We start from the raw sequence: 24,260 nt of genomic DNA, 5'->3' as shown, positions 1-24,260 counted from the left end.
GCAAGACCGCGCCCGCGACATAAATCGTCCAATGAGGTCCCGCGGATTAGATCGCCTACCGACTTCGGCTAGGCTCCCACCCCCGGCCACCCTCTCCTAAGCCGGAAGGATATGCTGAACGGCCCGGCGCTCCGTTTTAAGGTTCGGTGTCGCGCGGCTATAAGCGCCGCGAATTGGGAGCGCAGGAGATTTCAGCAGATGGCCCGTGTCGGAGTTCGTGAATGGCTGGCGCTTGCGCCGGTAATGCTATCAGGCAAGCTCGCCCGCTACAGCGATGACACTGGCGGGCCGCTGAAGCGTTTCGAAACAGACTTCTGCGAGAAGTTCGGCCTGTCACACGCGCTGACGATGTGCAACGGCACCGCAGCGCTGATTTCGGCGATTGCCGCCGCCGGCATCGGCCCCGGCGACGAGGTGCTCGTGCCCGCCTATACCTGGATCGCCACCGCCGCCGCCCCGCTCGCTGCCGGCGCCGTTCCCGTGCTTGTCGATATCGACCAGACGCTGACCATGGATCCGGCCGATATCGTGCGCAAGATCACGCCGCGGACCAAGGCGATCATTCCGGTTCACATGGCCAACATGGTCTGCGACATGGATGCCATCATGCGGATCGCCCGTGAGCACAATCTCCTGGTCATCGAGGACGCCTGCCAGGCGGTCGGCCTGACCTACAAGGGCAAGCGCACCGGCTCGTTCGGTGATGCGGCGGCCTACAGCTTCAATCAGTTCAAGAACATCAATATCGGCGAAGGCGGTGCTCTCGCCACCAACGATGCCACCCTCTTTGCCCGGGCGCGCATGTATCACGATATCGGCGCGCTGTTCCGCGGCCATCTCGAATTCATCAAGGAGCCGCCGATCCTCGGCGTCAACTTCAAGGCCAACCAGATCCAGGGCGCGATGCTGAATGTCCAGCTGAAGAAGCTCGATCCGATGATCGCCAAGATGCGCCGTCGCTATGATGTGATGACCGACATCCTGTCGCATAGCGACGTGCTGCGCGTGGGCCCGCACAACGATGTCGGCAATGCCGCCGGCCTGCATGTGATGTTCGACACCGAGGACGACGCCAAGCGCTTTGCCGCCGAACACAAGCGTGGCGTTTACCGTCTCTACGATTCCAGCCGCCACGTTTTCACCAACTGGCAGCCGATCCTGCAGAAGCGTACCGCCCATCCGGGCATGAACCCCTACAAGTGGGCCGACAAGAGCGTCGATTACGGCGGCGACACCTGCACCCAGTCGCTCGACATCCTGAAGCGCACCTGCCGCATCAGCCTCGGCGAAAACTATCCGCTGATGCTGATGGCCCATCTTGCCAAGCGGATGGTGCAGCAGCGTCCGGCCGGCGGACAGCTCGCCTATGCGACCTGAGACGGCTGGCAGCGACGGTACCATCGACCTCTGGCTGTTCGATCTCGAACCGCCGCTGCCTGACGTCCACGATCTCGAACGGCTGCTCAGCGGCGACGAGCGGACCCGCGCCGCCGCCTTCGTCTTCGACGCCGACCGCAACCGTTACATTGCCGGGCGCGGGCGGCTGCGCGAAATCTTGGCGCACTATCTCGGCCTGCCGCCGCAGGACATCCGCTTCACCTACAACGAATACGGAAAGCCTGGTCTCGATACCGGGCTTCACGGGGTTCTGCATTTCAATCTGAGCCACAGCGCCGGCCTGGCGCTGCTGGCCGTTTCGGACCGCTATCCGCTTGGCGCCGATATCGAACAGGCGGCGCCGTTAAAGGAAGACGTGGCCGCCTATTGCTTCTCCTATGCCGAGCGGCGCGATCTCGCAGCCTTGCCGCAAGAGGAGTATCTGAACGGCTTCTATCGCTGCTGGACACGCAAGGAGGCTTTCGTCAAGGCGCATGGCGAAGGCCTGTCGCTGCCGCTGCAATCCTTCGACGTCTCTATCGGCACGGAAGCCACGCCTCTTCTCAAGAGGCTGGACTCCGATCCATCAGGCCCCCGGAAATGGAAGCTTTTCAATCTCGCCCCGGCGCCAGGCTTTGCCGGCGCCCTGGCAGTGTTGACGGGCGACAGGAACCCCCGGCTGCAATGGCGCAGCCTGGAGGAACTCTACGCCGTCAGCCGCGCATCCAGTATGTAGCGCCCGCCTGCCTCGTCGAAATGATGGCAGCCGTGCAGGCCGGCCTTGAAATCAGGCGTGATCACCCGGACGCACCGCTCGCGATAGGCATCTTCGCTGAGCTCATCGATCTCCATAATATTCAGACCATAGCCGTAGACGCCGTTGGTGTTGCGCTGCGACGGCCGGTAGAGATGCCCGCCGCGTTCGAACATCCGCCCGCCGTTGCGGGCCGCGACGCTGCCGATCACCACGGGATTGTGCCGGTGCGGCTTCAGACCCTTCAGATCCGGGCCATCGACCTCGTAGATATAGAGCTCGCTGCAGTGATCCTCATAGGCGTGATAGTCGGATAGATTGCTGAACAGCCACCACTTGCCACCATGCTGGACCAGCATGTTGTCCGCGGCGGACCGCCCTTCGAGCGCCGTCGAATGCAGCTCCCATTTCAGCGGAAACTCCACGCAGCGCCAGATCTCGATCCGCTTGGTGGCATGCGTCTCCGGCATCATGAAGATGTCGTCGCCATCCCGGAAGACGTAGGGATAAGAGAGATGGTGCTCACAGTTCAGCGCGATACCGACAGGAACGAGTTTGTCGCCCTCGAAGCGCCCGACCGAGATATGCGCCTTGTGACCGCCGGTCGAATAGGATTCGTAGAACAGATAGCAGTTGCCATCATGCTCGAAGAGAAAGGGGTCCGCCTTGATGTCGTCCTTGGTCGGCGGCACCTCGATTGATTGCGACGGATCGAAATCGTCGATCTTTCCCCGGCCGGTATAAAGCGTCCAGACGGCGGCGCGCAGATGCATGCGCCGGCCGGCCGCACTCGCCGCGCGTTCGAGGAGATGCAGGCCGAGCGCCGCGCCATAATGCAGCACAGTCGCAAGCTTCGGTGGTGTCGCAGGTTTGCGCACCCGGGCGGCCTCGATGTTGAGCTCGCCGGCAGCCGCCTTGCGCAGCTCGCGCATCAACAGCGTCACCGAACGCTCCTTGATGAAGGCGGTATTGCGCGCTGCTGAAATCTTGATGTTGAAACTGCAGGCGGCAATCGTCGATTTGCCCGCCCCGCCGCGGTCGGCCGACAGGATAAGCTCGGTCGCCGGTGCCTTCGACAGCAGATCCCGGTATCCGAACCAGCTGCCGTCTGCCGAGCATTCGTCGGAGAAATTGAACGACCAGACGCCGAACGGGAGAAGGTTCGCCACCGTTGCCGGTAGCCATGCCGGTGTCATCCTGATGATCAGATCCAGCCCCAGTTCGACCGCGAGCCGGGCAACATAATTGCCGCGCGCCGTATCGTCGGACATCGCATGCATGACGTCGAAGCGCTGCTCGGCAGCCTGGAAGCTGCCGGGCAGATAGGCGGGCTGGCGGGCAAAAAGCCGGTTCTCGATCTGCCATTGCAGCCGGAACAGGCGCGATGCCCGCGCCGTGCCGTCGGGACGATCGTGGACGATGACGGTCTCGAGCACGAAACGGCTGTCGGCCTTGATCCGGTCGAGCACGGCCAGCTGCCAGCTTTCCAGCCCGTCCTTGCTTCCGGCCAGAACGCCGATCCTCAGCGGTCTGTCTTGTCCCATGATGTCGCTCCGTTTCAACGGGTTGCGGGTCATTTCTGATCTGCTGACTGCAGTTTCTTCGAGATTGCCGAAGCCAGTTCGCGGATGCCGTCGCTGCTGAGCGAGTCCTCATGCCAGCCGCTGAGATCGACGCATGCCGTATCCTTGGCAACCGCCTCGCCCCAGCCGAACCGCAACTTGCGGGCCCGCGGGTGATGTGCCTGGCTACGCAGGAAGACGATCGACGGATCCTGCGTCTGCGCCGGCTTGTACTGCCTGGAAGCACGGACCAGCAGGCCGGTCACCGCCTCATTGGCGACTTCCTCGGGCGAATACTCGCCCTTGCGGACGCCGAAGAGACGCAGCAGGCCGAGCGTGACGTTGAACTCCTTCAGGTAATCGATGACAGGCATGCGGCCACCGAGCACCTTCTGCGTGAAGTAGATCGACCGCTTGACGCGCCGCTCTATCGTCCAGCGCTTCTGGCGGAACTTCGGCTGCGAGCGGAAATAGCCCGGCGCCCAGGCGTCGATCATCGCCGTGAACTGCACGTTCTTGCCCGCTTCGCGCAGCTGCCTGGCGATCTCGAAGGCGAGAACGCCGTTGACGCAAAGGCCGACGATGGAAACCGAGGTGACCTGCGGCGGGATCTGCATTGCGTCGATGGCAAGGGCGGCAATCTCCTCGAACGACTTGCTTTCCAGCGCATCATCGAGCCGCGCGTTGAACATGTTGACGTTGTAGACCGCGACCGTTTCCGGCAGCTCGCTTGCCAGCCGGTAGTAGAGGAACGGGTGATTCAGCGTATAGACCGCTTCCGTTCCCGTTCCCGGCTTGCAGGTGATCATTTCCCAGGGATTTTCAGGAGCTTGAACCTCTGCCTTCACAGGCGCCGTCGACACGCCGAACACCGATGCGGTGAACCGCTCGAGCGTCGGTTCGCGGAACAGCAGCTCGAGGTTCGGCTTTTCGTTGAACTTTTCGCGCACGGCAGCAAGCATCCGCAGCGCCAGCAGCGAATGACCGCCAAGCGCGAAGAAATCGCTCTCCGGCGCTACCGTGGGAACATTGAGGATCTGCTTCCAGAGGGCGGCAACCGCCGCCATCTTTTCCGGATCAGCCTTCATGGCGGCGCCACCGGTGGCAACGGCCTGGACAGCCTTGGCCGGAGCGGATGCCGGCAGACGCACCGCAGAACGGTCGATCGATCCATCGGCCGACTTCGGAAGCCGCATCAGCACGCTGATTTCCTTCGGCAGCTTGTCACCGGGAATATGCGCTTCCAGATGGCGCATGAGGATCGCCGGCAGCCGGTCGAGCGCATCCTCGCAGTTCGGCGACGGAACGACGAAGGCCTGCGAGCCGATCTGCCCCCCGCCGGAAACGACGGCAGCCTCGCCGACGGAAGGATGCGCGCGCAGCACGCCCTCGACATCATGCGGATCGAAGCGGTGAACCGCAACCGGAGCAGCCCCGCGGCGCGGCACTGTCAGTGCCGAAAGCGGCATGTCGGGATTGGCAAGCACCGCATCATAGGTCTCCTTCCAATAGCGCAGGAAGAGCTCGATGGTTTCCTTGTCGAAAAGATCGGTGTTGTATTCGATCGACATGCGCCAGCCGCTCGGACGGCCGACCATCATGAAGCTCAGATCGTAGATGACGCCGGGCGATTGCGATGGCGCGCTGATCAACTCGAATTCGCCATAGCGGCGGTCTTCGAGGAAAGCCTTGGACAGGTTGAAATTGACCGAGATCAGCGGATTGCGCGACGGATCGCGCGGCGGATTGATCATCCCGACCAGTTCGTTGAACGGCATGCGCTGATGGTTGAGAACGCCTTCCAGCATCTCGTTCGACGAACGGATATGCTCGGCAAAGGTCGGATCGCCGCCCATGTCGTATTTCAGGACCAGCGTGTTGATGAAGACGCCGATCAGGTTTTCAAGGTCGGTATCCTCGCGTCCCGCGACGTTCGAGCCGAACAGCACGCAGTTTTCCCCAGTCAGCCGCTGCAGCATGGCGCTGATCACCGCGGTGCCGTAGCTGTAGAGCGAGACGCGTGCCTTGCGCGCGGCGGCATCGATCTTGTCGCCGAAATCCATCGGCTGCAGGACCGAGATCAGGTCGGCGCTGGTGGTCTTGACCGGGCCACGCGGCCGGTCGGGAGAGACTTCGAAATACGGCGCATCCGTCAGCTTTTCACGCCAGAAGGTGCTTTCCGTCTCGAAGCCGTAGCTCGCCAGATATTCGGTCTGCCACAGCGCGTAGTCGCCATACTGCAGGGCAAGCTCCGGCACGTCGGGCTGGCGTCCGGCATCGATTGCCGAGGCGATCTCGCCCAGTTCGCGGCCGAGCACGCGGATAGACCAGCCGTCGAAGCAGCTCTGATGCGCGGTGATCAGGAGAACGCCGACATCGTTTTCCATCATCAGCAGGGTGACGCGGAAGAGCCCTGCCTTGCTGAGATCGAAGGGCACCCGCGCGGTTTCCTCGCCAATCGACGGCACGCGGCTCTTGCGGGTTTCCGGCGGCATGTTGCGCAGATCGATCACAGGCATCTTGAAGTCGACGCTATCGACGACCTGCTGATAGGGGCGGCCGTCCTTTTCGACGATCCTGGTGCGCAACACTTCATGGCGCTGGATGATCTTGCGGAATGCCGCTTCGAGTGTTGCCGCCTTGAAGTTCCCGCGGATTTCCCAGCGCACCGCGACGTTCAGCCCCGGATTGCCGGGATTGAGCTGGTTCAGGATCCAGCAGCGCAGCTGCGTTTGCGTGCACGGAAACTCACCGATGATCTGCTGGCCGTCCTCAGGCTGCGCAGGTGTCTTTTCGAATGCGCTCATCATGCTCTCCCCAAGCCGCGGCGTGCGCCATTACGGAAATCCTTCAGTGAAGGGACGTGGTACTGCGCCGCCGTCTGGCTCATCACGTCCTGCTGCTCGGCGAAGGCCGCAAGTTCGGCGATCGACGGATGGCGCAGCAGGTGCTTGGCTTCGAGCGGCAGGCCGGCATCCAGCATGCGGGCCGCAATGCGGAAGATGGCGAGCGAGTCGGTGCCGAGCGCATAGAGGTTGTCCTCGACGCCGACATCCGGAAGGTTGAGAACATCCTGCCAGATGGCGAGCAGCTTGCGCTCCATCTCGGTGCGCGGCTGCACGGTGATGATCTGCGCCTCACGCTTCGGCACACCCCGCAGCTTCAAGGTCTTGCGGTCGAGCTTGCCGTTGGCCGTCTGCGGCAGCTGGGCTTCGGGCACCCAGAAGGACGGCACCATGTAGCCCGGCAGCTTGGCCTTGGCATGGGCTGCAAGCTCTGCCGGAGACGGCTCGCCTGCACCTGCTGCCGGCACCACATAGGCAACCAGCGACTTGTCGCCCTTGTCGTTCTCGGCAACCACCACCGCGCATTGCGCAATCCCCGGGACCTGGCCGACGACGGATTCGATGTCGCCGAGCTCGATGCGGAAGCCACGCAGCTTGACCTGCTGGTCGCGGCGGCCGAGCAGCTGCAGCGAACCATCCACCAGACGCCTGCCGACATCCCCCGTCTTGTAGAGACGCTGTGGCTTGCCCTGATCGAAGGCAACCGGGACGAAGGCTTTCTCGGTCAGGTCGAGACGGTCAAAGTAGCCGTTCGCCAGGCCGTCACCACCGATGCAGAGCTCACCGGTAACTCCGATGGGTGCGATCTGGTCGGTATCGTCGAGGATGTAGAGCTGCGTATTGGCGATCGGATGGCCGATCGTGATCGGCTTTGCCGCATCGGTGACCTGTTGGACGGACGACCAGATGGTGGTTTCAGTTGGGCCGTACATGTTCCAGAGCTCGCCGCCGATCGACAGCAGCGACTTCGCCAGATCCTTCGGCAGCGGTTCACCGCCGCAGAGCATCTTGAGAGCAGGCTTGTTCTTCAGCCCGGCCTCGACAAGCATCTGCCAGAGGGTTGGCGTTGCCTGCAGAACATTCGCGCCGCTCTTGTTGACGAGATCGACCAGCGCAAAGCCGTCCTGAACCGTTTGGCGATCGGCGATGATGACCTTGCCGCCCGAAATCAGCGGCAGGTAAAGCTCCAGCGCCGCGATATCGAAGGAGATCGTCGTAACGGCAACGATGCTGTCATCGGCCGTGAAGCCAGGCTCGCGCTGCATCGACAAGAGGAAGTTGACCAGAGCGCCATGCGAGACTTCGACGCCCTTCGGCACGCCGGTCGAACCCGATGTGAAGATCACATAGGCGGCCGCGCCGGCCTCAACGGAGTTTTTTAGGACTGCCTCCGTCATCGATGCGGTCTGTGGCTTGTCGAGGCGGATAACCGGGACACCCGAGGCAAGGGCCGCCAGATCGTCGCTGTCGCAGACCATGCCGCCGATCCGGGCCGCATCGATCGTCTGGCGCAGGCGCTCGACGGGATGGCCGGGATCCATCGGTACATAGGCATGTCCCGATTTCATGATCGCAAGCAGAGCCACAACCATGCCGATCGAGCGTTCGCAGAGCAGCGCTACCCGCTGGCCGGGCTGCGGAACAGCCATCTGGATATCCAGCGCAAGGGCGTTGGAGCGGGCCTCGAGGTCGCGGTAGCTGATGGTCTCGGCGCCATACTGGACCGCCGTTGCATCGGGCTGCTCGGCAGCGCGCTTGGCAAACAGCGAGACAGCAAGCTCTTCCTGGTCGTAGAGTGCGGCCGTGTCGTTGAGCCCGCCGATCAGCCAGGAGCGTTCGGCCGCCGTCAGCATCGGCACGTTCTCGATCGGCAGCGTCAAATCGTCGGCCAGCGCACTGACCATCGTATCGAAATGGCCGATCCAGCGCTCGACCGTTTCGCGGTCGAAGACATCGGCATTGTAGTCGACGTCGATGCGCACGCCGTCGCGGCCTTCGATCATGTTGAAGAACAGGTCGAAGTTGGAGAAGGCCTTGGCATTCGGCGCCATCTGCGCCTTCAGATCGCCGAAGCTCTCGCCCCCGGCAACACGTTCCAGATTGAACTGGATTTCAGTCAGCGGCAGGCGGCGTGCGTCACGCTTGACGCCGAGCTTCCGGACCAGCGTGCCGTAGGTATAGCCCTGGTTTTCGAAAGCCTGGAACACCAGCTGCTGGGTGGCCTTCAGATGCGTCAGGAAGCTTTCATGCGCATCGACGGTCTGGCGAAGCGGCAGAAGATTGACGCAATGGCCGAAGAGCACGTCGTCGCCGGCAAGCGTCTGGCCCGCCGATGGAATGGCGATGACGATATCCTGCTCGCCCGACAGGCGGGAGACCATGACCTGCAGCGTGGCAAGCAGCGTCGAGAACAATGTCGCCCCCGACTTCGCCCCGGCCTTCTTCAGCGCCTTGTAGTACTTGGTGTTGATGAAGCCTGTGCAGGTGCCACCGGCAAAGGTGCGCGGCTCCTGGCGTGGACGGTCGAGCGGCAGTTCCGGCAGGCCCGGAATGGTCTTGAACTGATCGAGCCAGAAGGCTTCGGTCGCAGCCGAGCTTTCCGTGGTCGGCGCATATTGCGTCGCATAAGTGGCGAAGGACATAGCCTTCGGCAGCGCCACGTCCGTGCCTTCCTTGATTGCCGAATAGACGGTCGACAGCTCGCCGACGAAGATATTCAGCGACCAGCCGTCGCAGATGATGTGGTGGCCGGTGAAGACGAAGACATGCTTGTCCTTGGCAAGCTTGATGATGGCGGCCCGGGCAAGATAGCCCTCGACCAGATCGAAGGGCGTGCGCGCCTCGCCGTCGAGAATTTCCTGCAGCCGAGCGTCCGGATCGCTGTCGCCGGACATGTCGATCAGCGGCACTTCGAGGCGGAAGTTCGGGATGAATTCGAAGCTTTCGCCGCTGCGGGCAAAGCGGATGCTGAGCGCGTCATGGCGTGCCGTGACGCGATCGACCGCCTGCTGGAAGATCGCATGGTCGAACTCGCCTTCCAGCGTCAGCAGGAAGGATTCGTTGAAGGCGCAGGAGGCTTCGTCACCGGCCTGAGCGGCGAGCCAGACTTCCTTCTGCGCTTCCGTCAGCGGTGCGGACTGCAGCTTCGGCTGGCTTTCGCTCTCCGACTTGTAGAACGGGTTGGAAGCGCCGTTGGTCTTGCGCTCCGCCGGCGCAAGGATGCCGACACCCTGCAGCGCATCGAGGCTCTTGCGGAAGGCGGCGGCAATGGCGTTGAAGTCCTCTTCGACATGCGCCGTGGTCAGGAAGCAGGGATAACCCTCCTGGATATGGATGCCGTTGAGGCGCATATGGGCATAGATCAGCGAGCCAAGTGGATCCTCGCTGCCGAAATCGGTGATGAACCAGCTCTTGTAGCCCTGGATGACAATGCCGATGCCGCGCTTGGCAAGGTCGGCGTTCATTTCGGCGATCAGCGCCTGGGTGCGTTCGGCAACCCAATCATAAAGAATGGCACCATCGCCCTTGATATGGTCGATGACCGCACGCATAGCGGCCAGAACCAGAGGATGGCGGACGAAGGTGCCGGCGAAGAAGGTCGGTGCCGTCATCGGAACCGAGTCATCGCCATAATTCCAGTTGCCGCCGTCGAGCGCGTCCATGAAGCGGCTGCTGCCGGTCAGGATACCGATCGGCATGCCGCCGCCGATGACCTTGCCGTAGGTCGCCATATCGCCCTTGATGCCCCAGATGGCCTGCATGCCGCCCGGATCGACGCGGAAGCCGGTGACGACTTCGTCGAAGACAAGCGCGAATTCGGCATCGGTGGCGATCTGGCGAAGCGAGCGGACGAACTCGACCGGGCGCAGTTCCGGATGGCGGCTCTGCACCGGCTCGATGATCACGGCAGCGATATCGTCGGCGTTGGAGCGGATATATTCGAGGCTTTCGGCAGCGCCGTAGCGCAGCACGATCATGTTCGAAACCGACGCCGCCGGAATGCCCGAGGCAACCGGAATTGCCGTCGGATTGTCGGCGCGGTTGCGGCCCTTGACCAGCACTTCATCGAACTGGCCATGATAGTCATTCGAGAAGACGACGATCTTGTCGCGGCCGGTGACCGCTCTGGCAAGACGCATGGCGGCCATCACGGCTTCCGAGCCGGTGTTGCAGAAGGTGACGCGCTCATGGCCGGTCAGCGTGGCGATCATGTCGGCCACTTCGCCGGCGAGCGGCGTCTGCGGTCCGATCGCAAAGCCATCGTCAGCCTGGTCCTTGACGGCGCGGACGACGAAATCAGGTGCGTGACCGAAGGCCGTCTGGCCGAAGCCGTTGACCAGATCGATATATTCGTTGCCGTCGATATCCCAGATGCGCGAACCCTTGGAGCGGTCGCAGACCAGCGGGAACACCATTTCCTTCCATTCCGGACGGAAGCCGGAGGCGGTGCGCGGATCGGCGAGACGGCGGCGGTAGCGGGCGGTCGAGGACTTGGAGCGGCGCGTCTTGGTCTCGTATGCCGCGATCAGATCGGTGATGAACTGGCGCTTTTCGGGCGAGAGCTCGTTGACGGTGCTCTTCGTGCCTGGCTTGTAGAGCTTCATGCGCCGGGATTCCACCGGTGCATCGGCGGACGCACCTTCTCCAGCGGGTGCCGCTGAAGGCGCCGGTGCGGCCTCGACCGGCTGGGGTGCTGCGGCAGCGGCCGGCGCGAAACTCTGCACCGGCGCGGGTGCGGCCAGCGCCGTGCCGCCCTGCATCAGGCTCATCTGCTGCGCAAACAGCGACTGCATGACCTGCAGCTGGGATTGCATCAGGGCTTCGAGACTACCGGGTGCGGCAGAGAGCGGGTTGGCAAGCGGCAGCGCGCTGATCATCACCGGCTGTGCGGCAGCCTGAACCGGTGCCGGTGCGGCTACTGCGGTGGGGGCTGCGGCAACGGCGGCAACAGGTGCGGCCTGCGCCGGCATTTCGCGGTCCAGATGGCGGGCAAGATCGGCGATCGACGGGATGTTGCTCAGCAACTCGCGGAACGAGATCTTGACCTTGTATTCGCGCTCCACCTTCTGAGCGAACTGGCCGATCAGCAGTGAATCGAAGCCAAGTTCGAGGAAGGTCGCAGCAGTCTCGTTCGCACTGAGCGACTCACCCGAGATGTCGCTCAAAATCCGAAGCAGCGAGGCTTCGAGAACAGGAACACGATCGACAACGGAAGAAACGGTCATGGATTTACTCTCACCGGTAGGTTGCGTTTGCAGTTCTTGAACTCCGGCGACGGATGCCGTCACCGCAGCGGGGGCTGATACGGTTGCTGGTTGGGCTTGTACGGGGGCAGTTGTTGCTGCCCGCCGCGTGGAAGGAGGCGCATCGACCCAATGGCGCTTGCGCTGGAAGGGATAGGTCGGCAGGTGCGTTTTGCTGCCGCCATGCGACCATGCCTGCCAGTCGATATTGCAGCCGGCCATCCACAGCTTGCCGACGGCTTCGCCGAGCGTTTCGGCGGCAGCGTCGGCACGGTCATGTTCCGGCAGCGACTGGATGATCGTCGCAACGCCTTCCTTGGGCAGCGTCTGCGATGCGAAGGTCGAGAGCGCCCGGCCGGGGCCGATTTCCATCAGCACCGGCTTGACGCCGCGGCACAGCGTTTCGAGGCCGGCCGAGAAGCGAACGGTTTCGCGGCAGTGGCGTGCCCAATAGTCCGGGGACGTGCCGCGTTCGCCGGTCTGCCAGTCGCCGGTGACGCAGGAGATGTAAGGCAGCGTCGCCGTGCCGTAGGTCACCCGCGCCGTCTCGTCACGCAGCGCATCGGCGGCATTGTCCATCATCGCCGAATGGAAGGCATGCGAGGTGTGAAGGCGGCTATAGGCGATCCCGGCCCCGTCGAGCGAGGCGCAGACGGCATCGACGGCTGTGAAGGTGCCGGAGATGACGCAGAGCTTCGGCGCGTTGACGGCAGCGATCTCGACGCCTTCGCGAAGAAAGGCCGAGACCGTATCGACATCGGAGCGCACCGAAACCATGGCGCCATGCGGCTGGTTCTGCATCAGCCGCCCGCGGGTGGCGACCAGGCGCAGGCCATCTTCGAAGGAGATGACATTGGCAAGCGTTGCGGCGACGAACTCGCCGACGCTGTGGCCGATCATCGCGAAGGGGCGTACGCCGCGGCTCATCCAGAGGCGGGCCAGCGCATGTTCGACGAGATAAAGGCAAGGCTGGGCGATCTGCGTCTCGCGCTGCTCGTCCATCATCGCCTGCGTCACCGCTCCGGAATGGCAGATATATTCGCGCAGATCCGCATTCAGCGACATCTTCAACAGCTCGGCGCCGCGGTCGATCCAGCGGGTGAATTCGGGTTCGCGGCTGTAGAGCGCTGCACCCATGCCGACATATTGCGCGCCCTGCCCCGGAAACATGAAGGCGATCGGCGGTGCCGCGTCTTCGGCCACCATCGAGGTATAGCGCTCCGACTTCAGCCGCTCGATCGCGTCGTCGCGGCTGCCGGCAGCAAAGGCGCTGCGGTGATTGAAGGTGCGGCGGCCGCTCTGCAGCGTGTGGGCGACATCGGCGAGCGCCGTGTCCGGGTGGGTTTCAAGATGCGCGTGAAGCTTGCCGCGCATCGCCGAAAGCGCCTCCGGCGAACGGGCCGACAGCGGGATGATGAAGGGACCTTCGGCCGGCACCGTCTCGGCAACCGGGGCTTCCTGCAGCACGACGTGAACATTGGTGCCGCCGACGCCGAAGGCGCTGACACCGGCGCGACGCGGCGTCTCGGAGACCGGCCAGTCGGCGGTCTCGCTCAGGATATAGAACGGGCTGTTGGCAAGATCGATGCGCGGGTTCGGCGCCCGGAAGTTCGGCATTGCCGGGATCTTGGCATTCTTCAGCGCCAGAGCCGTCTTGATCAGGCCGCAGACACCGGCGGCCGCATCGAGATGGCCGACCGTTCCCTTGACCGATCCGAGCGCAACATTGCGCCGGTGCCCGGCAATGCCGGAAAAGGCTTCGCTGAGGCCGCCGAATTCGATCGGATCGCCGAGCGGTGTCGCCGTGCCGTGGCATTCGATATAGCCGATCGTCTCCGGATCGACGCCGGCATTGGCGATGGCTGAGGAGATTACATTCGCCTGACCGGCAATGCTCGGTGCCGTGAAGCCGACCTTCTCCGAGCCGTCATTATTGACGGCATAGCCGCGGATGACGGCGTAGATGTCGTCGCCGTCGCGCTGGGCATCTTCCAGACGCTTCAGCACCACGACACCGGCGCCGCTGCCGAATACGGTGCCGGTGGCATCGGCATCGAACGGGCGGCAAACGCCGTCGGCGGACACCATGCCGCCTTCCTGGTAGATGTAGCCGCGCTTCTGCGGCAGCGTGATCGACACGCCGCCGGCCAGCGCCATGTCGCAGCTATAGGTAAGAAGGTTCTGGCAAGCCTGAGATACGGCGAGCAGCGAGGTCGAGCAGGCCGATTGCAGCGAGAAGGCCGGACCATGCAGGTCGAGCTTGTAGGCGATGCGCGTTGCCAGCGCATCGTTCAGCGAACCGACGATCTGCTGGTAGAAGCCGATCTGGTAGTTCGAGGTCATTTCCTCGGCCGTCGCCCGGTCGCGGAGGATGTTGTTGATCAGATAGGTCGGCATCGAAGCGCCGGCAAAAACGCCGATCAGGCCGTCATAGGCGGCCGGATCATAGGCCGCATCCTCGAGCGCTTCCCAGCAGATTTCCAGGAAGATCCGGTGCTGCGGGTCGGTGACGGCGGCTTCCTTCGGAAACATCCCGAAGAACTCGGCATCGAACATGTCGACATCGGTCAGGTTCGGACGTGCCGGAACGAAATTCGGAAGAGCCCGCTCTTCGTCCGTGAACGAATCCTCGAGTTCTTCTTGCGTGAATTTGGAAAAGGCATTCCGGCCGGATGTTACCAGCTGCCACAACGCATCGACGTTCTTGGCCCCCGGAAACCGTCCCGACATCCCGACAATTGCGATCTGCCCGGCGTCCTGCAAGGCTTCGTCAGCATCGCCCCCGCGATCCCCCATCATTTCGTATTCCTCCGGAAGCGAGCCATATTGTTGCGCTGTTGCTCGGCGCGCTGGGCTGCGGCGGTTCCCCGGGCCGAACTGTCGAGTTTGCCGTCCAGGAACCGGGACAGTTCCCGGATCGTCGAATGTTTGAAGAGCAGGACGACCGGGATCGCACGGCCGAGTTCGGCCTCGATCCGCGCGTGCACCTGCATCAGCTGCAGCGAGGTGCCGCCGAGATCGAAGAAATTGGTGTCGGCATCGACTGGCTTGTTGCCGAGCGCCTCGCGCCACAGCCGCGTCAGCATTGCCTCGCCGCCGCTCTTGGCGGCGATGTCGAGACTGCCGGGGACGGCTTCGGGCGGCGGTGCAAGCAGCTTCGAACGGTCGATCTTGCCGGAGCGGGTGAGCGGCATCTCATCGATGACGACAATAGAATTCGGGATCATGAAGGCAGGCAGCCGGCCGCGCAGAGCAGCCATCACGTCCCGCGTCAGTTCCTGGTCCCTACCCCGCAAATCCTCGCGCGGGCAGAGATAGGCGATCATCTGCTTCAGTTCCGGCCCCATCACCTGGCAGACGACGGCCGCCTCGGCGAGCCGGGTGTCGCTGCGTAGCGCAGTCTCGATCTCGTCGAGCTCGATGCGTTTGCCGTTGATCTTGACCTGCCGGTCGCGACGGCCGCGGAAATAGACCATCCCATCAGCGTCCATCGTGCCGAGATCGCCGGTCAGATAGCAGCGTACCGGGCCGTCACGCGTATCGACGATGACGAAACGCTCGCGCGTCAGCTCCGGGCGGTTGAAATAGCCGAGCGCCAGGCCATCGCCGCCAATCGCGATCTGCCCTTCGGTGCCGTAGGCGACTTCGCGGAGCTCGTCGTCGAGAATGCGGATTTCGGTATGGGCGATCGCCTTGCCGATCGGCAGCTCCGAGCCCTTGAAATCGGCAGGGATCGAATAGGCGGTAACGAGAACAGTCGCTTCGGTCGGTCCATAGACATTCGAGACGCGGCAATTCGGATGCGACTGCATGAAGCGCAGCGAATGGGTGACCGAGCCGACATCGCCGCCATAGATGACATGGCGCAGCGACTGCATGCGCTCCTGCCCGTAGTCGGCCATGAGATTGAAGAGACCCGGCGTCGAGGCGTGGAAGGTGACGCCATGCTCTTCGATCAGCTCGCAGAGGCGGCTGACCGAGAAATTGACATCCAGCATGCCGACCAGCTTGCAGCCGTTCAGCAGCGCGCTCCAGATTTCCAGCATCGATGCATCGAAGGAGATCGTCAGCGCATGCAGCACCACATCCTTGGTGGTGAGGATGTTGTGGCGCTGATCGAGGATCAGATTGCTGAGGCCGCGATGCGGGACGACAACGCCCTTGGGCCGGCCGGTCGAGCCGGAGGTAAACATGACATAGGCGGCATCGCAGCCGCAGGGCTGGCCGGCCGGCTGAGCGGCAGGGCGCGCGGCCGAAGCGTCGACAATCGCCGCGCGGGCATCCAGCGTCTTGGTCTCGAGACCCGGGATCAGCGCCAGCTTCGGAACCGAGGACGTCTCGGCGAAGATAATCTTCGGCGCGCATTCGGCAATCACATAATCGAGGTGTTCGGCTGGATAGGCCGGATCGAGCGGCAGATAGGCGGCACCCGCCTTGAGAATGGCCAGCATGCAGACCACGGTTTCGAGGCTGCGGGGAAGCAGCAGCCCGACGACATCGCCGCGGACCACGCCGCGCTCCTGGAGCATGACGGCGAGCGCATCCGAAATGGTATCGAGCTCGCCATAGCTCAGCTGGCTGTTGCCGAAAACCAGCGCGGTAGCGGCCGGATTTCTGAGCGCATGACCGTGGACGATCGCCGGCAGTCCGCGATCCCTGTCGTAGTGGCCGATGTCCTGCGTCTCGGCCGTTTCTGTGTAAGCAAGGCCCGTCATCGCCTTTTCCCCTTCATACCCCGCTGGCGGGTGTCTGCTGAGCGGCATCCGTGAGCCGACCTTCCCATTTCACAGGGATTCCGCCAGATGATCATTGGGATGAAATCGGCGCCATCTGGCGGTAGAGGGTGTAGAGGAGTGGCCGCAAAGGGCTAGGCGGCCGCACCGGACCTAGCCGAAAGAATTAGGTTTGCCGCTGGTGGCAAAACGCAGCGGGAGCGGCATCTCTGCCGCTCCCGCTATCCATTTCTGGTGCTGTTGACCTGCTTTCCAAGCTGCCGCTCAGGGCAGCCCGTAGACATGCACGTAATCGACGAACATATGCGACGGATCGGGTGCACTGGCCTTCGTCACATTATCGACGAGGCCGAGGTTGAGCAGCACATACATGGGCTGTTGATGCTCGGGCCGCGTCTCGGTCTTCCAGACCAGTTTCCGGTCGAAATACATGCGGATGTATTTCGGGTCGATCTTCACGCCATAGGTATGGAAGTCGCCGGGCTTGGCCTTCAGGAAGGCGTTGATCCGCGAGAATTTCGAATAATGCTCGCCGGTCTTGTACCAGACATGCACGGTCGACGAATAACCGTCCGGCTTGTCGCCGTAATATTCCATGACGTCGATCTCGGCCGTCGATTTCGAGCGGTCCTTGCCGATCARCCAGAAGGCCGGCCACAGACCCGGACCGGTCGGCAGCTGGGCGCGCGTTTCGAAATAGCCGTATTGCTGCGCAAAGCCGTTGCCTTTTGGATCAACCGAGGCAAGCAGCCCCGATCGCCATTCGCCCTCGCCGTCCTTCGAGGACTCGATGCGCAGCACACCGTCATCGATGGTGAACGGGAAGCCATCCTTGGGATTGGCAAAGCGCGCGCCGCCAAAATCTCCCGACCACGGCGTATGCGCAATCCAGCGCGTTCCCGGCCCCCAGGCCGAGACGCTGAGATCGTCGAACTCGTCGGCGAAGGTGATCTTCATCTTGTCGAGGTCGAGAGCGTCGCCCGTATCGCCGGACGCCGCATCGTCTGCAAAGATCGGTGCCGCCGTGGTTGCAGCGAGCGCAGCCGCGCACATGGCCAGCAGCAACGGACGCCGCCCGCCGGTCAGATGCTCGTTGCGAGATGTCTTGAATATATTGAACATGGCGCAACGATAGGCAGACCCTGAAACCGGGTGAAGAACCACGTTCGGCCGAGCCCCTGCCCGAAAGAAGTAGCCGCGGGCGTAAATACGCGGTGCTTTCCTGCATGCTACTGTTTCTGAAAATAGGGCTGGGCAACGACTTCCATGCACTTTCAGATCATGGGATTTCTGACGTTGGTATTGGGCGCGGCGGCACTTTACATGCCGCCGGTCTGGTCGTTCCTGCTGATCTTCGTTTCGACGGTTTTCGGTTCTGCCGCCGCCTTCAACCTGTCGGGTCTCGGCGGCGCATCGGTTCTGGTTCCTAATCTCTTCCTGGTCTTCTTCTTCATCCGCGTGCTGATGAGCTGCGGCGAAGGCCGGATACTGGCGGCCTTCGCACCCTCCAGGATCGGTTTCTATCTTCTGGCGCTGACCGTCTTCGGACTGGTCACCGCCGTCTTCTTCCCACGGCTGTTCCAGGGCATGGCCGAGACGATGATCGTCGAGCGCCAGGTCGGCGCGCGCAGCTTCATCGCGCTGCAGCCGCTGCGCTTCTCGTCCAACAATATCACCCAGTCAGTCTATGCCGTCGGTGGGCTGCTCTGCTTTGCCTGCACCTTTGCCTGGTTCCGCCGCGAGGGGATCGCCACCTCGCTGGTTACCGCGCTGATCGTGACGACCGTGGTCGACCTCTCCTTCGCTGTCGCCGATATCATCACCTATTACTCGCATACCGAATGGTTGATGAGCTTCGTGCACACCGCCAACTACGCGCTGCTGACCGCCTCGGAAAAAGGCGGACTGAAGCGTATTTCCGGAACCTTCCCGGAAGCATCCGCCTTTGCCGACTATACGCTGGTGCTGTTTGCCGCCGTCTCCAGCCTCTGGCTGGATGGCGTGCGCAAGAAGATCACCGGCATCCTCTCCCTGGCGCTGCTTACCTCGCTGCTGCTCTCGACATCGGCAACCGCCCTCGTCGGCGTCGCGGCAATCATGCCGTTCCTGCTGATCCGGGCGATCCGCGGCCGCCACGCACTGGCGATCACCCTTGGTGCTGCGGCCCTGCCGCTTCTGGCGGTCATTGTTGTTGTCGCGCTTCCCGATCTCGCCACCGGCCTGCATGACTTCCTCGACGAAATGGTCCTCTCAAAGGCCGACAGCCAGTCAGGCCGCGAGCGGTTCATGTGGAATTCGGTCGCCTACGAAAGCTTCGTCAATACCTATGGCTTCGGCGCCGGACTGGGCAGCGCCCGCGCATCGAGCTTCGTGCTCGTGCTGTTGTCGAACCTCGGCGTTGCCGGGACGGCGATCTTCGTGATCTTCTCGCTCGCCGTCGTCCTGGCGCGCCTGCCGCAGCATGATGCCGAGCGTCCGGAAGATATCGCCGCCGTGCGCGCCGCCAAGCTGGGCTTCTTCGCGGTGCTGGTGACGGCCACCATCTCGGGCACCGTCTACGATCTCGGCCTCACCTTCTATATCCTCGCAGGCAGCGTCGCAGCCCTGACGCTGCCGCGGGCGCTCAGCCGCCCGGCACAGGCCGCACCGGCCTTCCGCTTCCGAAGCAGCCAGGACGCAGCACAGGCTCACTCATGAAAATCGTCGTCTTCAACGTCAAATACAGCGAGAACCTTGGAGACGGCCTGCTGGCCGACTGCATCGAAACCACGCTGCGCGCCGAAGGCATAGAGGTCGAGACGCTCGATCTCGCCGGGCGCACCGCCGTCGGCACCAGCAGGAACCGCAGCCTGATCCTCAATATCCTGCGCCACCTCCCCGCGCCGATGCGCCGCGCCATCGTCTCGAAGGCACTGGCCAAACAGTTGCGCGAAAGCAGCCGCATCTGGGACGCGAAGATCGCGGCCGCCGATGCCGTCATTCTCGGCGGCGGCAATCTGTTTCAGGATGACGACCTGAACTTTCCGCTGAAGGTCGGCACGCTGCTCGATTGCGCCGCACGGCAGGGAAAGCCCCTTGCCATCTATGCCGTCGGCGTCGGCCCGCACTGGTCAGAACCGGCAAAACGCCTGTTCCGGCGGCTGCAGGACACCCGGCTTGCACATCTCTCCGTCCGTGACGGCTTCGCCTATCGCAACTGGCTCGAATATTTTCCCTCAGGCCCGGTGCCGCAGATCGAGCCCGACCCCGGCTTGCTCGCCGCAAGCCTCGTTTCGGGGGATCTTCCTGCCGTCCATAGATCCGTCGGCCTCTGCGTCACCGAGCCGAAGATCCTGGCACGACACGCTTCGCGCCCGGCGCTCTCCATTCCGCTGACCACGGTCTCCGATTACAGCGAACTCATCAGCCATCTGACCGGCGCCGGTTACCGCGTCACTCTGTTTTCGAATGGGGCCGGCGAAGACCAGAAGCTGGCAGAAACCGTGCTGTCGTCATGCAGGGCTGCCGGTATCGGCACCGCCGGGACGCTGCGTCTGGCCGACCGCCCGCGCGATCCGCAGCAGCTGCTGGCGATCCTCAGGCAGAACAGTGTCATCGCTGCCCACAGGCTGCATGCCTGCATCGCCGCACACGCCATGCGTATCCCGGCGGTGGGCCTTGCCTGGGATGGCAAGGTCGAGGGTTTCTTCCGTGAGATGAACCGCTCCGGCGCCTTCGCCGCCGCTGGAACCAGCCCCGCCGGGATTGCCGCAATGGTCATTCGCGCAGATCAGGAAGGTCTCTCTTCCGGGGTCCATCACGAACAAGTGACTGCGGCCAGGTCCGCACTAACGAATGTGTGCTCGACTTTATTTGGGCTGAACCGGCCAGACACGATTTCCCGCTCCAAAAAACGTAATAAATTGGTACATAACGTATAAAAATGAGATTTATTCTGCACCAATATTGAAAATAACCATTCCGGCAAATCTATCCTCTTCAACAATCCCGATTCCGAGACAACATGAAATATTCATGTTACGATGTGCTCATATTTAATGGTTAACAGGTGTCTAAGGGGAAATAAAACCACGAAGTTTGCTGGAGGCGGGGCGTGGCGATATACGAAGGGTCGGACCACGAAAATCTTGGGCTGGTCAGAATACAGGGGCAAAGATTCACGTTATCGGGCGGTTCTCACCGCGCGTATGATGACGGCGACATTGTATTCGACCCCGAAGCCCGGAAGGCGGCGCTGCTTATTCTTGTAAGCGGCTGGGCCGTGTCCTGCAAATCGCTGCCGAACGGCACCCGCGTCGTGCTCGAATTCATCCTTCCCGGCGACATCATCTGGACGCCCTCGGTGGCGACCGCCCGGGAAACGATCGAAGCCATTTCCCATGTCCAATTCTATGAGCTCAGCGGCCATGTTCTGGCCCGCTATCTCGACAGCAACACCGGCCAGAACATCATTCTCTCCGAAATGATGCGCTGTCATGCCCGCATGTCCGAGCGTCTCGCCAATGTCGGCCGCCGTGATGCGCTGGCCCGCACCGGACACCTTCTTCTCGAGCTCGCAGCGCGCATCGGACCGGACCGCAAGCGGCCGGGCCTCGATGGCTTCTTGTGCCCCCTGACCCAATCCGATATCGGCGATGCCGTCGGCCTCTCCACGGTGCATATCAACCGTGTCCTGAAGGATCTTCGGGTCAATGGACTACTGTCGTTCAGAAACGGGACCGTCGAGTTTCTCAATCGTAGAAAGCTCGAAGAACTTGTTGAATTCGACGATAGTTATCTTGCTGCACAACCGCAGATAATTCCGAGATAAAGTGATAGTTCAAAGTAATTAGTCGCCCATTTCTGGGCTAATTATTTCAGACGCTGATATTTTAACAGAACATTAACCTATGTTAATGCCGCCTCATTTGGCTTCCTCCATATTTACATACAAGAGATCAATTCCGGAGCCATGGAATTCAAACAGACATAGCACCTAGTGCTAAGTAATAATTCTCGGGCTTACTTCTCTTACACGTTTAGTATTGAGTTCAACCAATGTAGGGGCGTGAAATGGAAGGTCTAACAACATCGAGTGAGCAGATCAGATCTGATACAGCTCACCTTATCTCTCTTCGCACATCCGATTCCATGAGACATTATCAGGTTTCCTCCCGGGCAGATTCCCAGGAAGAGCTGATGGATTATGTCCTGCTRCTGGATCCCCGCTCGCTGCAGAGCGAGTGCCTTTCCAGAAGCCTTTCCGAATACGACGAGGATCTCAAGGTCATCACCGCGACCTCGATCGAGGAGTGGCAGCGCAAGCGCATGCGGTTCGAACCGGCACTGATCCTTTACATGATCGGCGGAAAGCATGTCTCCGAACCGGATGTCAGCGACAAGATTGCGAAGCTGGCGCAGAAATTCCCGTCCGTACCTGTCATCGTCGGCGCAGAGGGCGACGAAATCCAGCAGGTGCTGAAGGCACTGGAATGTGGCGCCAAGGGCTACATCCCCGCGAATATCGGCATCGGCGTTGCCGCCGAGGCAATCGCTCTGGCCCGTGCCGGTGGCGTTTTCGTTCCGGCAAGCAGCCTGCTCGCCGCCAAGGAGATGATCACCTCAAGCACCACGGCAGCGAAATGCGGCGATCATTCCTTCACGCCACGCGAAATGTCGGTGGCGGATGCACTTCGCCGCGGCAAGTCGAACAAGATCATCGCTTACGAGATGAACCTCTGCGAAAGCACAGTCAAAGTGCATATTCGCAATATCATGAAGAAGCTGCACGCGACCAACCGGACGGAAGTTGCCTACAAGATCCGCGAGTTCGCTCAATAATCTCCCATTCCTCCGAAGATCTAGCCGGAGCGCCAACGCGCTCCGGTTCTTTTGCATGCCTGCCACCCGGCCTGCTGCACGAGGAGCCAGTTTCCCGGCCGCGTAAGACTTTCGGCTAGGCTCCTACCCCCAATTGACGCCGGTCAGCGCCGATGAAGGCGCTAGGGTGCGCCACCGAACTCAACGATGATGGCACCGCTTCACTTGAGGGGATAATTATGCGCGTCGCGATCGTACATTACTGGCTCGTGTCCATGCGCGGCGGCGAAAAGGTCGTCGAAGCGCTCTGCGACATGTATCCGGACGCGGATATCTTCACGCTTGTCTATGATGAAAGCCGGATGTCGGAAACGATCAAGCGCCATAAGGTCACCTCCTCCTTCCTGCAGAAGATCCCCGGCGCCGTGAAGCATTACCAGTCGCTGCTCCCGCTGATGCCCTTTGCGCTCGAAAGCCTCGATCTCAGCGGCTACGACCTGATCATCTCCAGCGAGTCAGGCCCAGCCAAGGGCATCATCGCCCCGCCGCACTCGACTCATGTCTGCTACTGCCATTCGCCGATGCGCTATATCTGGGACCACTATCATGTCTATCGCGCCCGCGCAGGTCTCGCCTCGCGCATGATGCTGCCCGTCATGGCGCCGCTGCTCCGGTCCTGGGATGTCAGCACCAGCCTGCGCGTCGATCGCTTCGTCGCCAACTCGCATCACGTCAAGGCGCGTATCGGCAAATATTACGGCCGCTCGGCCACGGTCATCCACCCCCCCGTTGCGGTCGACGACTATGCCGTCTCTGACGACATCGGCGACTTCTACCTCTGCGCAGGACAGCTCGTTTCCTACAAGCGCATAGACCTTGCCGTGCGCGCCTTCACCAAGATGGGCCGCAACCTCGTCGTCATCGGCGAAGGCAAGGAGCTGGCGGCACTGAAAGCGATTGCCGGCCCGACCGTCACCTTCCTCGGCCGCACGCCCTTCCCGGTGATGAAGGAAAAACTTGCCCGCTGCCGCGCCCTGATCTTCCCCGGCGAAGAGGATTTCGGCATTGTTCCCGTCGAAGCCATGGCCAGTGGCAGGCCGGTCATCGCCTTCGGCAGCGGCGGCGCGCTGGAAACGGTGGTGCCGGGCCTGAGCGGCATGCTCTTTAACGAACAGACACCGGAAGCCATCATCGATGCCGTGGAAAGCTTCGAGGCGCAGGCCGCGATGTTCGACCCGCAAGCCATCCGCGCCCACGCCGCCCGCTTCAGCACCCGCAATTTTAAGCTTGGCATGGAACTGATCATCCAGGAGGAACTGCGCGCCCGCAAGACCGCCGCCCTGCAGCCCGCCCCCCACGGCGAAGCCCGCCGCTTCCCCTTCGACACGGTCTTCCCGGTACCCGCCCCGGAGACCGACCGGGTGCACTAGGCTCCCATATCCCGATCCTCACGCCATATGACCACCGCACGGAAAGCGTGACTCCCTGCGCGGAACAACAAATAGGATGCGCCGTTTCTCCCCCGCAAACCGAGCTAAGGAGAAATACAATGTACAAGGTTCTACTTGTCTCCAGCGCACTGGCGCTGTCGTCCCTGGCCACGAATGCGCTGGCTGATGGTGCGGTCACCGGCGCTGCCGGTGGTGCCGTGACAGGTGCGATTGTCGGCGGCCCTATCGGCGCTGCCGTGGGTGGTGTCGCAGGCGCCGTCGCTGGTGCCGTGATCGATCCGCCGCCGCGCGAAGTCGTGACCTATGTCGAGGCCCAGCCCGCTCCGCCGCAGGCTGTCGTCGTTCAGCAGCCGATCGTCGTCGGCAAGCCGCTCCCGGCCGAAGTACAGGTCGTTCCGGTGCCGGAGAACCCGAAATATGCCTATACGGTGGTCAACAACCAGCGTGTGATCGTCGAGCCCGAGACGCACCGCGTCGTGCAGGTGATCCAGTAAC

General features: G+C 62.3%; 13 protein-coding genes. 8 read left to right on the top strand and 5 right to left on the bottom strand.

Annotated features, from left to right (window positions below):
• Positions 1–198 precede the first annotated feature (198 nt).
• Complete coding sequence (locus AC1DIJ_RS29665) at positions 199–1,377, top strand: DegT/DnrJ/EryC1/StrS family aminotransferase (RefSeq protein ID WP_112390124.1); 1,179 nt, start codon at positions 199–201, stop codon at positions 1,375–1,377.
• Complete coding sequence (locus AC1DIJ_RS29660; protein ID WP_112390123.1) at positions 1,367–2,113, top strand: 4'-phosphopantetheinyl transferase superfamily protein; 747 nt, start codon at positions 1,367–1,369, stop codon at positions 2,111–2,113. Before AC1DIJ_RS29665 ends, AC1DIJ_RS29660 begins: the two co-directional genes overlap by 11 nt.
• On the opposite strand, the gene AC1DIJ_RS29655 is transcribed toward AC1DIJ_RS29660, so the two are convergent.
• The 5 genes from AC1DIJ_RS29655 to AC1DIJ_RS29635 form a co-directional block, all read right to left on the bottom strand.
• Positions 2,083–3,675 carry a glucosamine inositolphosphorylceramide transferase family protein gene (locus AC1DIJ_RS29655; protein ID WP_112390134.1) on the bottom strand — a complete coding sequence of 531 codons (1,593 nt, stop codon included), beginning with the start codon at positions 3,673–3,675 and terminating at the stop codon, positions 2,083–2,085. The two genes, AC1DIJ_RS29660 and AC1DIJ_RS29655, sit on opposite strands and share 31 nt — an antisense overlap.
• A gap of 29 nt (positions 3,676–3,704) precedes the next feature.
• Positions 3,705–6,500 carry a condensation domain-containing protein gene (locus AC1DIJ_RS29650; protein WP_112390122.1) on the bottom strand — a complete coding sequence of 932 codons (2,796 nt, stop codon included), beginning with the start codon at positions 6,498–6,500 and terminating at the stop codon, positions 3,705–3,707.
• On the bottom strand, positions 6,500–14,581 hold the full coding sequence (locus tag AC1DIJ_RS29645) for a non-ribosomal peptide synthetase/type I polyketide synthase (RefSeq protein WP_112390121.1): 8,082 nt from the start codon (positions 14,579–14,581) through the stop codon (positions 6,500–6,502). The genes AC1DIJ_RS29650 and AC1DIJ_RS29645 overlap by 1 nt, the downstream gene beginning before the upstream one ends.
• Positions 14,578–16,497, bottom strand: coding sequence for a non-ribosomal peptide synthetase (locus tag AC1DIJ_RS29640; protein ID WP_162706069.1), 1,920 nt, complete (start codon positions 16,495–16,497; stop codon positions 14,578–14,580). Before AC1DIJ_RS29640 ends, AC1DIJ_RS29645 begins: the two co-directional genes overlap by 4 nt.
• Positions 16,498–16,779: 282 nt before the next feature.
• On the bottom strand, positions 16,780–17,637 hold the full coding sequence (locus AC1DIJ_RS29635; RefSeq protein ID WP_310294078.1) for a glycoside hydrolase family 16 protein: 858 nt from the start codon (positions 17,635–17,637) through the stop codon (positions 16,780–16,782).
• A gap of 144 nt (positions 17,638–17,781) precedes the next feature.
• Here AC1DIJ_RS29635 and AC1DIJ_RS29630 point away from each other — a divergent pair, with 144 nt between their 5' ends.
• From AC1DIJ_RS29630 to AC1DIJ_RS29605, 6 genes are all read left to right on the top strand, one after another.
• The gene (locus AC1DIJ_RS29630) at positions 17,782–19,212 is read left to right on the top strand and encodes a hypothetical protein (protein ID WP_477831739.1); all 1,431 of its coding nucleotides are present in this window, start codon (positions 17,782–17,784) and stop codon (positions 19,210–19,212) included.
• Positions 19,209–20,435, top strand: coding sequence for a polysaccharide pyruvyl transferase family protein (locus tag AC1DIJ_RS29625; RefSeq protein WP_112390119.1), 1,227 nt, complete (start codon positions 19,209–19,211; stop codon positions 20,433–20,435). Before AC1DIJ_RS29630 ends, AC1DIJ_RS29625 begins: the two co-directional genes overlap by 4 nt.
• A gap of 212 nt (positions 20,436–20,647) precedes the next feature.
• A complete protein-coding gene (locus tag AC1DIJ_RS29620; protein WP_477831742.1) occupies positions 20,648–21,325 on the top strand; it encodes a Crp/Fnr family transcriptional regulator in 678 nt (225 codons plus the stop codon).
• 368 nt (positions 21,326–21,693) lie between these two features.
• Positions 21,694–22,335, top strand: a complete 642-nt coding sequence (locus tag AC1DIJ_RS29615) for a response regulator transcription factor (RefSeq protein ID WP_310294071.1) — start codon at positions 21,694–21,696, stop codon at positions 22,333–22,335.
• Positions 22,336–22,553: 218 nt separating this feature from the next.
• Entirely contained in the window at positions 22,554–23,744 is a 1,191-nt protein-coding gene (locus tag AC1DIJ_RS29610) for a glycosyltransferase (RefSeq protein ID WP_112390117.1), read from the top strand.
• 119 nt (positions 23,745–23,863) lie between these two features.
• Complete coding sequence (locus tag AC1DIJ_RS29605; RefSeq protein WP_112390116.1) at positions 23,864–24,259, top strand: DUF1236 domain-containing protein; 396 nt, start codon at positions 23,864–23,866, stop codon at positions 24,257–24,259.
• The last annotated feature ends 1 nt before the right edge of the window (position 24,260 follow it).

It is taken from the genome of Rhizobium sp. 10N427 (genome assembly GCF_056394605.1).
The sequence above is the reverse complement of the archived record's forward strand: the minus strand, read 5'-3'. Positions and strand labels throughout refer to the sequence as shown.

What these genes read in the sequence shown, in the direction of transcription:
- AC1DIJ_RS29665 (WP_112390124.1), top strand. Translation starts at nt 199, where the DNA reads ATGGCCCGTGTCGGAGTTCGTGAATGGCTGGCGCTTGCGCCGGTAATG.
- AC1DIJ_RS29660 (WP_112390123.1), top strand. Translation starts at nt 1,367, where the DNA reads ATGCGACCTGAGACGGCTGGCAGCGACGGTACCATCGACCTCTGGCTG.
- AC1DIJ_RS29655 (WP_112390134.1), bottom strand. Translation starts at nt 3,675, where the DNA reads ATGGGACAAGACAGACCGCTGAGGATCGGCGTTCTGGCCGGAAGCAAG.
- AC1DIJ_RS29650 (WP_112390122.1), bottom strand. Translation starts at nt 6,500, where the DNA reads ATGAGCGCATTCGAAAAGACACCTGCGCAGCCTGAGGACGGCCAGCAG.
- AC1DIJ_RS29645 (WP_112390121.1), bottom strand. Translation starts at nt 14,581, where the DNA reads ATGATGGGGGATCGCGGGGGCGATGCTGACGAAGCCTTGCAGGACGCC.
- AC1DIJ_RS29640 (WP_162706069.1), bottom strand. Translation starts at nt 16,497, where the DNA reads ATGACGGGCCTTGCTTACACAGAAACGGCCGAGACGCAGGACATCGGC.
- AC1DIJ_RS29630 (WP_477831739.1), top strand. Translation starts at nt 17,782, where the DNA reads ATGCACTTTCAGATCATGGGATTTCTGACGTTGGTATTGGGCGCGGCG.
- AC1DIJ_RS29625 (WP_112390119.1), top strand. Translation starts at nt 19,209, where the DNA reads ATGAAAATCGTCGTCTTCAACGTCAAATACAGCGAGAACCTTGGAGAC.
- AC1DIJ_RS29610 (WP_112390117.1), top strand. Translation starts at nt 22,554, where the DNA reads ATGCGCGTCGCGATCGTACATTACTGGCTCGTGTCCATGCGCGGCGGC.
- AC1DIJ_RS29605 (WP_112390116.1), top strand. Translation starts at nt 23,864, where the DNA reads ATGTACAAGGTTCTACTTGTCTCCAGCGCACTGGCGCTGTCGTCCCTG.